Genomic DNA, 12967 nt, shown 5'->3' with positions numbered 1-12967 from the left:
TAAAAACTGAAAATTGTGTCAACTTATATAACGCGAAAGCAGGAACCCTCGGTGGAGAGAATTCCTGCTTTTTCTAAGCTGCGTCGTATTCTAGGATTGGTTTAATTGCTGCAGGTCCTTCGTAACCTTATCGACCATATGGACGAATGAGGCAAGCTCCTGCGACCTTGCTGCCTGGTTGCGCGCTTCAACCGAGGTTAGCTCGGATTCATGACGTACGGCGGAGAGCTTTTTGTCAATCTCTTCAAGTTTTGACTGTATCCCTTCAAGCGCATTGCGCGATGAAGCTGCCAGCTTACGCACTTCATTCGCCACAACCTCGAATCCTCGCCCATTCTCTCCCGCTCTAGCCGCTTCGATCGCCGCGTTGAGCCCGAGCAAATGCGTCTGGTCCGACAAGCCGCGAATTAATGTGCCCATTTCATTGATGCCGTCCAGCTCCTCACGAAGCTCCCCTAATAATGTATGCGTCTTATCCTGCGATTGCGAGGTCGAAATTGCAGTTGCCGCAATAGATTGTGCCCCCTCGTCCAATTCGAACATGAGCGAAGCGAGTTCCTGTACGGCGCTCGTCACGGTAGTCAGCATGACCGAACGATTGTCGGCAAGCTCTTGGATTTTATGCTGCTCATGCTGGTTGTAGGCTTCGAGTACGAATTGCGAGTCCAGATTAAACAATTTCGTCAGCGCATGCACGACTTCCTGCCAGTTCCCCGGAAGAACTCGTTGCAGCACGTTAGTGGAGATGTCCAGATATGTCATATAGGCACCCAAATACCAATCGGTCGTCAAACCGATCCGTGAATGAACGGCACCTATCGTTATGCGATTATCAATATAAGCTTGATCGATGACGCCATCGGTAAGCGACATATAATAGGAGCGCTGCGTTTCCTTCAGTCTATCGATGGTGCTGAATTTTGAAATTAGAGATACCAAATTCGGCTGCTGGCCGACACTGTCGTAGAAGCGGTCAACCACTTCGTCCACAATCTTCTGGAAAATAAGCTTATTGTCTGCTAAATGCTTCAAATCCAGTTCCGTAATGCCCGTATAGTCTAGCTGTCTCTTGCGCTCTGCCGATAATTTAATCAAATATCCCGACTCCTTCGGTGTATAGTCGTGCACTATCACCTATTATATCGGAAAACATACAAGAATTAGTATGGACCTATTAAATTCTTTTTAAACCTCAATGATGTGCAGAAAAGCCGATAGACAATTGTCTATCAGCTTCTCTGCCGCTGCGAGAGCCGCTTATCGATTCAATAAGCTTCCCACGTAACGCAGCAATTCATTCGAGCATACCGGGCAGTAGCCATGCTCATCCATCAACCGTTTCGTCACTTCGTTTATCCGCTTCAGCTGGCTCTCATCCGGCGTTTTCGTGGATGTCGTAATTTTGACGATATCCTTCAGGTCAGCGAACAGCTTCTTTTCTACCGCTTCGCGAAGACGCTCATGGCTAGTGAAATCGAATTTTTTGCCTTTCCGCGAGTAGGAGGAGATCCGAATCAATATTTCTTCGCGGAACGCTTTTTTCGCATTTTCCGAAACACCGATCTGCTCTTCAATTGAACGCATAAGCCGCTCGTCTGGATCCATTTCCTCGCCGGTGAGCGGATCCTTGATTTTGGCCCAGTTGCAGTAAGACTCGATGTTGTCGAGATAATTCTCGAATAAGGTACGGGCCGACTCCTCATAGGAGTAGACGAATGCCTTCTGAATTTCCTTCTTCGCAAGAAGGTCATATTCCTTGCGCGCAACCGAGATGAAATTTAAGTACCGCTCGCGTTCCTCCTTCGTGATAGAAGGATGACTATCCAGCCCTTCCTTGAGAGCACGCAATACGTCAAGCGCATTAATGCATTGTGTATCTTGCTTGATCAGCGCGCTGGATATGCGGTTAATCACGTAGCGCGGATCAATGCCGGTCATGCCTTCTTCCAAATACTCGTTTTGCATTTCCTTTAGGTCGGCTTCCTTGAAGCCCTCGACTTCCTCGCCGTCGTACATCCGCATTTTTTTGACCAGATCCATGCCTTGCTTCTTCGTCTCCTTAAGCCTCGTCAGGATGGAGAAGATCGCGGCCGAACGAAGCGCATGCGGCGCAATATGGATATGGCGCATATCGCTCTGGGCGATTAGCTTTTTGTAAATTTTCTCTTCGTCCGATACTTTTAAGTTGTATGGAACCGGCATAACGATCATTCTGGAGTGCAGCGCCTCGTTTTTCTTGTTGCTGATGAACGATTTATACTCGGATTCATTCGTATGCGCAATGATCAGCTCGTCGGCGCTAATTAGCGCGAAGCGTCCAGCCTTGAAGTTGCCCTCCTGCGTCAAGGATAGCAAGTTCCATAGAAACTTCTCGTCGCATTTGAGCATCTCTTGAAATTCCATTAAGCCGCGATTGGCTTTGTTAAGCTCCCCGTCGAAACGGTAGGCGCGCGGATCGGATTCGGAGCCGAACTCCGTAATCGTTGAGAAATCGATGCTTCCCGTAAGATCGGCTATATCTTGCGACTTTGGATCGGACGGACTGAACGTGCCGATTCCGACGCGGTTATCCTCCGAGATGAACACGCGCTCAACAAACACGTTCTCGATATCGCCGCTATACTCCGTCTGAAGCCGCATTTGGCAAGACGGGCATAGATTGCCCTCGATACGGACGCCAAGCTCCTTTTCGATATCTAAGCGAAGCTCATGCGGAATGAGATGCAGCGGATCCTCATGCATCGGGCAGCCTTTGATGGCATAGACAGCTCCGCGTTCTGTTCTGGAGAAGCGCTCAAGACCTTTTTTGAGCATGGTAACAATCGTTGACTTGCCGCCGCTGACGGGACCCATTAGAAGCAGAATCCGTTTGCGCACCTCAAGCCTGCGAGCCGATGAGTGGAAATATTCCTCAACCAGCTTCTCAATCGCACGATCCAGCCCGAAAATTTCCTGATCAAAAAACTTATACTGCTTGTTGCCGCCAACATCTTCTACCCCATGAGATTCAATCATTTCATAAACGCGTGAATGTGCAGTCATGGCCGGGGACGGGTCCTTCCTCAGCAGCTCAATATACTCCTTGAATGTTCCTGTCCATGCAAGCTTCTCGCTCTCAGCCTGATACTCCGATATTCGCTTGAAAATGTCCATACCGTGCCTCCTCCCATCGCTTCCGCATTCCACTTATCATTCTACGCCCGGGATTTGTCTCTAGACGCTCTATTCCGTGGTGCCAACTTTTATTGAGATATAACAATCCTATGCTTATTCGCCAAGATAATTGCACACTATTTTTGTCCATCATCCATCAAAAACCGACAAGCTGGCAGCTTCCTTTGTTATAATGAAGGCATATGCATGGATCGAAACAACCGGAGAGGAGAAAACGAACTTGGCTGTTGCACGCGAGGAAGAGCTCTACACCCCTATAAAAAAGCACTATGAGCAGCTTGGCTTTATCGTAAAAAGCGAGGTGCTGCACTGTGATTTGGTCGCGATTCATCCCGAGCAGGATGAAACGATAATTGTCGAAATGAAAAAAACGTTCAATCTCGCCTTGCTGCTGCAAGGGATTGAACGCCTTCGCTTGAATAGCCATGTCGTGCTCGCCATTGAACGGAACAGAAAAAAAAGCGGTGCCCATAATCAGCGCTTCGGCGATTTGACGGAGCTTTGCCGAATGCTCGGCCTTGGATTAATGACAGTCACCTTCTATAAAACGAAGCCGCCGGTCATCGAGCTGCTCTGCCAGCCGGGAGACGCGCCGCAGCGGGGCATCAGGCGCAGGAAGCAAGCTCAGCTTCTAACGGAGTTTAAAGAACGCAGCGGCGACTACAACGTAGGCGGAAGCACGCGCCGCAAGCTTGTAACTGCTTACCGCGAGAAGGCTCTAAGGTGCGCTTACGCCCTCCAACAGGCGGGACCGCTTGCTCCGCGCCAGGTTGCCGCCATAACAGGGTATAGCCAAAGCGGGCAAACGCTGCGCAATAATTATTACGGCTGGTTCGACCGTGTCGGCCGCGGCAAATACAGCCTGCGCCCGGAGGGCGCAGCTGCATTAACCGAATATGGCGAAGTGATAGCCGAATGGGCTTCGCAGGTTAGCTCCGCGCCGTAAATTCACTAATCGCCTCTACGAATCGCTCAACGCCGAGCTCCGTGCGCGCGCCTGAATTGTACGTATAATTCAACCTAGCGGTATTGCGCTGCGGATCAACCCCATAGAACGAGCTGCCTGGCACAAAAGCAACGCCTTTCTGCACTGCGCAGCGAAGGAGAGCTTCTGCATCAAGACCTTCCGGCAGCTCAAGCCACAAGAACATGCCGCCCTTCGGCTTTACCCACGAGATATCCTTCAGGTTCTGGCGTTTCAATAGCTCGTGCATCTCGAGCATCCGTTCACCGTAGGAAGTAGAGATCAGGCGGATATGGGCATCAAGATCAAATCCGCTGAGCAGCTGGCTCAGTATTTGCTGGTCGATTGCGCTGGAATGAAGGTCCGCAGCCTGCTTTGCTTTGGCTACCATCCCGATCACGCTGCTATCGCCCATGGCCCAGCCCGAACGCAAAGCAGGTGCAACCGTCTTGGAGAATGTGCTCGTATAAAAAACGGCTCCCCTTTCCGCTTGGCCTTCAAGAGAGAACAACGCAGGAAATTGTTCGCTGTCATCGAATTTAATATCTCCGTAAGGATCATCTTCAATGATCGGCATCTCATTTTGTTTGCAGAGCGCAAGCAGCTTCTTCCTGCGCTCCAGGCTCCACACCCTACCCGTCGGATTGCCGAAGGTAGGCACCGCGTATAGCAGCTTCGGACGGTGCTCCTTGATCAGCCGTTCCGCATCCTCGGGAATGATGCCATCCTCATCGCTTTCGGCAGCAATCACGTTAAGACCATGCAGCGCGAATACTTGCAGGCTAGCCAGATAGGTTGGCTTCTCGACCAGAACCGTATCGCCGGGCTCCGTGAGCACGCCAACAAGCAAGTCAATCGCTTGCTGCGAGCCAGTGGTCAGAATCATCTGCTCCGGATTCACGTGCATGTCCTTTGCGGCCATCCGCGCGCATAGCTGCTCGCGCAGCGGCATATAGCCTTCAGTCAAGCCATACTGCAAAGCTCCTGTACCCGCCGTAAAAGCACGGTCTGCCGCTTCGCGAATGGCTTGTACCGGGAATAATTCTTCGGCAGGCAAGCCGCCTGCGAACGAAATCATGTCCTTGCCCTGCGTCAGCTTCAAAATATCTCTAACCGCTGACGATTTAAGCTGTGATACTCGGGATGAAAAACGATAGTTCATAACAAATGCTCCTCCTCGTATGCTGAAACGATAACTGCGCTTATACTCTCTATGTTAACAATGTGTTCACAACTTTTAAAGTTTTCTTTTTAGCCGACGTTGGTTATAATAAAGACAATATACTTGGAGGTGTCCCACAGATGAACTTTATTATCGTCATGACTGTGTTTGCATTGTTCATTACGGCGATGCTTACCAGCTCCTACAACGAAGACAAAACAAAAGGACTATAATCCGGTTTGCAATCGGCATATAGCAAGCGCCCGGTTCCTTATAGCGTACCGTCGCTTCCTTATGAAGGAAACGCCCTTCACAACAAATGAAGCTTCCCGTACGAGCCTTATGCTCGCTACGGGAAGCTTCATTTCGTTCAGGCAGCAGCCCGCAGCGTTAATTAACGCTGTATAACCGCCATTTCTTCCATGCATACTCCGCATACATATCGATCCTTGAAATCACGAACTTCAACCATCGATCCGCAAAATACGCATTTGGGGCGATAACGCTCCAAAATGATATGGTCACCTTGGACGAAAATTTCAACGGGATCGCCCTCGTTCATCAAATAACGTTTACGTAATGATTTTGGAAGTACAATACGTCCGAGTTGGTCCACTTTCCTTACTACACCTGCTGGTTTCATCACTTTCACCTCTTCTGTGTCTGGTTTCGCAAGTCATCTTTGAGAAACCCCTGCGTTATAGTCTTTCGATGGCTCTTCGGCTTTTCCTTCCCATTTTCATAATTTCTTAATATCCTGCAATAAAAACTTTTTTTCAGGCTAATAAATCCCAAAAAATGATAAATAAAGAAACTTTATTAGTCAAGTCCCGGAAAATCATTTTGCCTAAGCGCCTCATACACGATGATTGCCGCTGAATTCGATAAATTAAGCGATCGAACCTTATCCGTCATCGGCATCCGGATACAAGTTTCCATATTCGCATCTATGAGCTCCTGGGGCAAACCTTTTGTTTCCTTGCCGAAAACAAAAAAATCGCCGTCCTGATAATCGAATTGTGAATATGGCTTGCTTGCCTTCGTGCTTGCATAGAAAAAACGCCCCTGCGGATTCGCAGACAGCACCTCTTCAAAGGAATCATGGTACTCGATTTGTACGGAATGCCAATAGTCGAGTCCCGCTCTTTTCAACGTACGGTCATCCGTATCGAAGCCCAGCGGTCTTACCAAATGCAGAATTGTACCGGTTGCGGCACAGGTACGCGAGATGTTCCCTGTATTTGCCGGAATTTCCGGTTCTACCAAAACAATATGAAATGGCATGGCTTTCTATCTCACCTCTCATTTTGCCTATTATACACGAAAAAGCCAAATATTTTTACACCCACTTTACGTACCGTTAATCTCAAGCATAATTTCCACCCTCATAATAGGAAACAGAATAGGCGGAAACACATGAAGGAGAGCTGAACCATGCGAAAAAAAATACTGGTCGTGGATGATGAGCCATCCATTTCGATGCTGATTGAATTTAATTTAAAGCTGGCAGGCTTTGATGTGCGCTGTGTAGGCGACGGTGAAGCAGTGTTTGATATGCTGAAGCCATTTCGCCCGGATTTGATCGTACTAGACCTCATGCTTCCCAAAATGGACGGAATCCAAGTTTGCCGCGAGCTTCGCAAGCAAAGCAATGCCGTGCCGATCGTTATGCTTACTGCGCTTCAGGACGTCACCGATAAAATTGCGGGTCTCGATAACGGCGCCGATGATTATATGACTAAGCCATTCAGTCCCCAGGAGCTTGTTTCCCGCATTCAAGCCATCTTCCGCAGAGTGCAGTCTTTGCCTGGCACATCGGATGAAACCACCTTTACGATTGGCAGGCTCAAGGTTCAAGTTGAACAGCGCGAAGTATTCGTCGATGGCAAGCCTGTGGAGCTTACGCCCAAGGAATTCGAGCTTCTCTTGTTTTTATGCCGTCATAAGGGCAAAGTACTCAGCCGCCAGCAGCTGCTGCACGGTGTGTGGGATTATCACTTCCTTGGCGATACCCGCATCGTAGACGTCCACATCAGCCATCTTCGTGACAAAATCGAGAAAAATGCCCGTACGCCTGAGTACATTATGACCGTTCGCAATGTCGGCTATAAGATGGGCGGCCCTCAGGTTGCCGAGAACTCAGCTTTGCAGGCATAACGAAGCGTTATGCAAATGAAAGCCGCCCCCTCCTGCTTCTTGCAAGGAAAGGGCGGCTTTTTGTGCTCTGCTGTTTCTTCCGCGCAGCGATTTCGGCTGTTAGCCGTTGCGTTTTTGGAAATCAACCATAAATTGCTGAAGTGCCTGGCAGCTTTCAAGCGGTACCGCGTTATAGGTCGAAGCCCTCAATCCGCCGACATCGCGATGTCCCTTCAAGCCTACAAAGCCTTCCTTCTCCGATTCCTTCACGAACAAGCCTTCAAGCTCCTCGTTCTGGATCCGAAACGTAATATTCATAAGCGAACGGCTTTGCGGCTGCGCACATCCGATATAGAAGCCGCTGCTTTGATCAATCGTATCATAGATAAGCTTCGTTTTGTTCTGGTTAAGCTGATCCAGTTGGGCAACTCCGCCTTTATCCTTGATCCATTCAAGCACGAGATTCATCATGTACACGGAGAAAGATGGCGGCGTGTTGTAGAGCGAGCCGGTCTTCGCATGCGTGCTGTATCTGAACATCGCAGGAATAGACTTCGAACCATTCTCCACAAGATCCTTGCGGATAATAACGAGCGTAACGCCCGATGGCCCCAAATTTTTCTGAGCGCCTGCATAAATAACGCCGAATTTGCTTACATCAACCGGTTTGCTCAGAATATCACTCGACATATCAGCAATTAGCGGCACATCTCCCGTTTCAGGAAACTCCTTGAACTGAGTCCCGCCAATCGTTTCATTCGAAGTAACATGCAAATAAGAAGCATTGCCCGGTAGCTCAATCTCAGACAATGTCGGCATGCGCATGAATTTGTCGGCTTCCGTCGATGCGGCTACTACCGTTTCTCCGACAAGCTTCGCTTCTTTCAACGCTTTATCTGCCCAAGCGCCTGTCATGACATATGCGCCTGGCTTGCCAGGCTGCAGAAGGTTCATAGGAAGCATGGCAAACTGTGTGCTTGCTCCGCCCTGCAGCAGCAGCACATCGTAATTTTCGGGTATTCCGAACAATTCGCGAAGCAAGGACTGCGATTTATCGTTTACCGCTTCATACATTTTACTGCGGTGAGACATTTCCATAATGGACATGCCCGCGCCCTGATAATCAACAAATTGTTCCTGTGCCTGCTTCAGCACCTCGAGTGGAATTGCGGCTGGTCCTGCATTGAAATTAAATGCTCGTGTCATCTTCGGATACCCACCTCTATATTTTCTTTATGATATGGTTATGATAGCAATTTTGGAGGCCTTCATCAAGTATATTCCGCATATAAAAATAACTAAAAGTCGAACGTATGTCGAATTACCGACAAAAAACATTCGGTTTTCATTTACATTTTGCTCATAATTCATAAAAAAACGGGTCCCAGAAGGACCCGTTTCTTATATTTCTTAGCGATTGGATTAGCAATCGTAGTAAAGGCTGAACTCATGCGGATGAATGCGGATTGCAACAGCTTTCGCTTCTTGACGTTTGATTGCTACGTAGTTCTCGATAAATTCTTTCGTGAACACGCCGCTTTCTGTCAAGAAATCGGAATCAGCTTCAAGAGCGTTAAGCGCTTCGTCAAGCGTTCCAGGAACGCTGCGAATTTCTTTTTTCTCTTCTTCCGGCAATTCGTAGATGTTTTTGTCGAAAGGACCGTAGCCAAGAGCTACTGGATCAAGCTTGCGCTTGATGCCGTCAAGGCCTGCAAGCAGCATCGCTGCGAATGCAAGGTAAGGGTTAGCCGTGTTATCCGGTGTACGGAATTCGATACGACAGCCTTTAGGCGTTACAGCTGCAATCGGAATACGGATTGCTGCGGAACGGTTACCTTTCGAGAATACTAGGTTTACCGGTGCTTCGTAACCAGGCACAAGACGTTTGAACGAGTTCGTGCTTGGGTTAGTGATTGCGATCAAAGCCGGAGCGTGGTAAAGCACGCCGCCGATGTAGTGCATAGCAAGCTCACTAAGGTTTGCATACGCGCCTTTATCGTAGAACATAGGCTCGTCGCCGTTGAAGATAGAAGTATGAACGTGCATACCGCTACCGTTGTCACCGAAAAGCGGCTTCGGCATGAAAGTAGCCGTTTTGCCGTATTGGCGAGCTGTATTGTGAATGATATATTTGAATTTCATCAGGTTGTCAGCTGTTTTTGTAAGGGTATCGAAACGGAAGTTGATTTCCGCTTGACCAGCTGTAGCAACTTCATGGTGATGACGCTCAACGCGAAGACCCGACTCTTGCAATAGGCGAACCATTTCGCTGCGGATATCTTGTTGGGAATCAACTGGCGCTACAGGAACGTAGCCGCCTTTTACCGGAATTTTGGAACCTAGGTTGCCGCCTTCTTCTTTGCGGTTCGTGTTCCAGCCAGCTTCTTCGGATTCAACCATGTAGGAGGAAGAATTCATTGAGCTTTCGTAGCGAACTTCGTCGAAGATGAAGAATTCAGGCTCTGGCGCGAAAAATGCTGTCGTACCAATGCCAGTCGTTTGAAGATACTCTTCAGCCTTTTGAGCGATGCTGCGCGGATCGCGGTCATAGCGGTCGCCTTCAGGTGTATGAATATTACACATAATGTTTAGTGTAGGGTGATCAGTGAAAGGATCGATAAATACGGAATCTGTATCTGGGATCATAACCATATCGGAATTCTCAATACCACGGAAACCGTGAATGGAAGAACCGTCGAATGCTACCCCGTTTACGAAAGTATCAGCGTCTACCTCAGCTGCTGGCAGTGTAATGTGGTGAGCATGACCAAGAAGATCCACGAAGCGGAAATCTACAAACTGAATGCTGTTTTCTTTAATATTGTCCAAAACGTTTTGAACTGACATTAATAATTTCCTCCATTTCCGAACATTAGCGTAGTGTTGAACAGGTATTGTTCAATTATTGCTCCAAATCCATGTCGTTATTATAAAACTAGCTCTCAATCTCCGTCAATAGCTATGTAAGGTATTTTTTAAAGCTATGTAAGCTATACTTACAAGTTTGAACAGTTGTTCACAATTCATCCTTAAAGCATCTTGAATTTCGCCTCATCCCTTGAATAGCAACGGCTGAGAGATATTAGCAGCGTGTTTTTGCATACGGTAGAAATTGCCAGCCACATGCAAAAAAAGCTTTGCCGCCTCTTCAAAGGCAGCAAAGCTTTTCGATTTAGCTACGGATTAGATCTTCCATTCTTGAAAAGCTTCCGCAGGCGCTTTCTCTGTGTCGAATTGCTTGCCCACGATTGGAGCAAGCTTTTCCAAATCCTTCAGAAGGTTGGCGAATTGATCCGGGAACAGGGATTGCACGCCATCTCCGGTCATTGAATTGTCCGGATCTGTATGCATTTCCACGATTAGGCCGTTAGCGCCCGCTGCTACTGATGCCTTGGACATCGGCTCTACCAATTCACGGCGTCCTGTACCATGGCTCGGATCGGAGATGACCGGCAGATGGCTGAGTGATTGCAGAACCGGAATAGCAGACAGATCGAGTGTATTGCGCGTGTACGTTTCGAACGTTCGGATTCCGCGCTCGCAAAGCATAACGTTTGGATTCCCGCCCGCTAGAATGTATTCCGCTGCGTTAAGGAATTCATCATACGTGGAGCTGAATCCGCGCTTCAGAAGCACCGGCGTTTGAATCGTTCCAAGCTTGCGCAGCAAATCGAAATTTTGCATGTTGCGCGTACCCACTTGCAGAATGTCGGCGTATTCCGCGCACACGTCTACGTATTCAGGCGTCATAACCTCAGTGATCGTCAGAAGCCCATGCTTCTTCCCTGCTTCCGCCATCATGACTAAGCCTTCTACGCCTACGCCTTGGAAGCTGTAAGGCCCTGTGCGCGGCTTGAACGCGCCTCCGCGCAATACTTGGCCGCCAGCTGCTTTCACCAGACGAGCGATTTCATCGATCTGCTCAGGCGTTTCAACTGCACATGGTCCTCCCATAATAACGAGGTTGTTCCCTCCGATTTTCACGCCTTTAATATCGATCACCGTATCGTCCGGATGGAAGTCGCGGCTTGCAAGCTTGTAGGACTTCGAAATTTTGATAACGTTCTCTACGCCTTTCATTTGTCGCAAATGCTCAGCAAGAGTTGGTTCAGCCTGGCCGATGATGCCAATAACCGTACGGTCCGTACCTCTGGACACATGCGCCTGAACGCCGGCTTTTTCAATATGGGCGACGATTTCGGAAATACGCTCTTCTGCAATGTTTGAATGTGTAATTACGATCATAGGGATCACTCCTGAATTTTATTGGTTGGATAAAGCATGGCCCGCTTCGCGAGCATTAGCTTGGCTGACATGCAGATTAGGGAAACAATGAATGTTAACAACGCCACGTTCGCTTTAAGACTTTTATGCTTCGTAGCTTTTAAGCTTCTACGCTTTTAATCACTAAAGTAAATATACACGAGAATATCGGAATCGTCAACCCTTGAGCATTAAAAAGAAGGAAGCCAAACTCACCGCGAGTCATTTCTCTCTCGATGAGCTGGCTTCCTTTTTCGATTGGGGTACGCGGTTTATTCCGGTTTCTCTGCCGTTGCCGTTGCGGACGGCGTAGCTGCGGATTTCACCCTAACGTTAGGCAATAGCTTATTCATATTCACGGTACGACGAATCTCCCACGTATCCGGATTGTTATGATCATATTGCTCCAGGTAGGTGATCACCTCTTTCGTCAGCGGAGTCGGCGTAGAAGCCCCTGAGGTAACCGCTACGCGGTCAACGCCTTTAAGCCACTCCTGCTCGATTTCCGACACATCGGATACGCGATAGGCTTTCACCCCCGCAATTTCTTCCGAAACCTGCGCAAGCCGATTAGAGTTGTTGCTTCTCGGATCACCTACAACGATCGTAAGCTGGGCCTCGCCCGCTTGCTCGGCAACGGCCTCCTGACGGACCTGGGTTGCCATACAAATCTCGTTATGCACCTCGGCCGTCGGATACTGCTCCAACAGGCGGCTAATAATATGACGGATATCCCATTGCGACATCGTCGTTTGATTCGTTATGAGAATACGGCCATCTGGTACGTTAAGGGAAGCAATTTCCTCTTCACGCTCAATAAGATGGACCTGCTCTGGCGCAACGCCGATTGCGCCTTCCGGCTCGGGATGCCCCTTCTTGCCGATATAAATAATATGATAGCCCTCGGCTGACTTGTCGCGAATCAAATCATGCGTTCTCGTTACATCGGGACAGGTAGCATCCACGACAGACAAGCCTTTCTCGCGAGCGCGCTGGCGAACCTCGGGAGAAACGCCATGCGCTGTAAAAATAACAGTCCCCTTATCGACCTGATCGAGAATATCGAGACGGTTCGCGCCATCGAGCGTGATAACGCCTTCCTGCTCGAATGCATCCGTTACATGCGCATTATGAACGATCATGCCTAATATATAGATGGGCCTTGGCAGCTCTAAGTTTTTGACCGTTTGCAAAGCCAGCACCATCGCGTCAACGACGCCATAGCAGTAGCCGCGTGGTGATATTCTTACGATTTCCATTCCTTGCAC

The 12967-nt window shown here is 48.7% G+C and carries 11 protein-coding genes; 2 read left to right on the top strand and 9 right to left on the bottom strand.

Translation table 11 applies throughout. From position 1 onward, the window contains the following. Positions 1-90: 90 nt before the first annotated feature. Together AC0YN3_RS10090 and AC0YN3_RS10085 are read right to left on the bottom strand one after the other, a co-directional pair. Positions 91-1095, bottom strand: coding sequence for a protoglobin domain-containing protein (locus AC0YN3_RS10090; RefSeq protein WP_475774930.1), 1005 nt, complete (start codon positions 1093-1095; stop codon positions 91-93). A gap of 162 nt (positions 1096-1257) precedes the next feature. Continuing rightward, complete coding sequence (locus AC0YN3_RS10085; protein WP_183558797.1) at positions 1258-3153, bottom strand: PrkA family serine protein kinase; 1896 nt, start codon at positions 3151-3153, stop codon at positions 1258-1260. A gap of 241 nt (positions 3154-3394) precedes the next feature. Here AC0YN3_RS10085 and AC0YN3_RS10080 point away from each other — a divergent pair, with 241 nt between their 5' ends. Beyond that, positions 3395-4120, top strand: a complete 726-nt coding sequence (locus AC0YN3_RS10080) for a DUF2161 family putative PD-(D/E)XK-type phosphodiesterase (protein WP_475774929.1) — start codon at positions 3395-3397, stop codon at positions 4118-4120. Here the strand turns inward: AC0YN3_RS10080 and AC0YN3_RS10075 are convergent. The 3 genes from AC0YN3_RS10075 to trmL form a co-directional block, all read right to left on the bottom strand. Further along, entirely contained in the window at positions 4104-5300 is a 1197-nt protein-coding gene (locus tag AC0YN3_RS10075) for an aminotransferase-like domain-containing protein (protein ID WP_475774928.1), read from the bottom strand. The genes AC0YN3_RS10080 and AC0YN3_RS10075 overlap by 17 nt on opposite strands. Positions 5301-5694: 394 nt before the next feature. Then, a complete protein-coding gene (locus AC0YN3_RS10070; RefSeq protein WP_183558806.1) occupies positions 5695-5943 on the bottom strand; it encodes an AbrB/MazE/SpoVT family DNA-binding domain-containing protein in 249 nt (82 codons plus the stop codon). A 176-nt stretch (positions 5944-6119) separates the two neighbouring features. Beyond that, the gene (gene trmL / locus AC0YN3_RS10065) at positions 6120-6584 is read right to left on the bottom strand and encodes a tRNA (uridine(34)/cytosine(34)/5-carboxymethylaminomethyluridine(34)-2'-O)-methyltransferase TrmL (RefSeq protein WP_475774927.1); all 465 of its coding nucleotides are present in this window, start codon (positions 6582-6584) and stop codon (positions 6120-6122) included. Between the two features lie 150 nt (positions 6585-6734). Here trmL and AC0YN3_RS10060 point away from each other — a divergent pair, with 150 nt between their 5' ends. Further along, positions 6735-7457 (top strand): response regulator, encoded by a 723-nt coding sequence (locus tag AC0YN3_RS10060; RefSeq protein WP_475774926.1) that lies wholly within the window; start codon positions 6735-6737, stop codon positions 7455-7457. A gap of 99 nt (positions 7458-7556) precedes the next feature. Here the strand turns inward: AC0YN3_RS10060 and serC are convergent, their stop codons facing one another. The 4 genes from serC to AC0YN3_RS10040 all read right to left on the bottom strand — a co-directional run bounded on the left by serC (position 7557) and on the right by AC0YN3_RS10040 (position 12958). Beyond that, complete coding sequence (serC, locus tag AC0YN3_RS10055; RefSeq protein ID WP_475774925.1) at positions 7557-8642, bottom strand: 3-phosphoserine/phosphohydroxythreonine transaminase; 1086 nt, start codon at positions 8640-8642, stop codon at positions 7557-7559. A 216-nt stretch (positions 8643-8858) separates the two neighbouring features. Beyond that, entirely contained in the window at positions 8859-10283 is a 1425-nt protein-coding gene (glnA, locus tag AC0YN3_RS10050; RefSeq protein WP_475774924.1) for a type I glutamate--ammonia ligase, read from the bottom strand. 336 nt (positions 10284-10619) lie between these two features. Continuing rightward, positions 10620-11681, bottom strand: coding sequence for a 3-deoxy-7-phosphoheptulonate synthase (gene aroF, locus AC0YN3_RS10045; protein WP_475774923.1), 1062 nt, complete (start codon positions 11679-11681; stop codon positions 10620-10622). A gap of 290 nt (positions 11682-11971) precedes the next feature. Beyond that, positions 11972-12958: a 4-hydroxy-3-methylbut-2-enyl diphosphate reductase gene (locus tag AC0YN3_RS10040; RefSeq protein WP_475774922.1), complete on the bottom strand. Its 987-nt coding sequence runs from the start codon at positions 12956-12958 to the stop codon at positions 11972-11974. Positions 12959-12967: the final 9 nt, after the last annotated feature.

Source organism: Paenibacillus sp. J22R232, assembly GCF_056269165.1.
The sequence above is the reverse complement of the archived record's forward strand: the minus strand, read 5'-3'. Positions and strand labels throughout refer to the sequence as shown.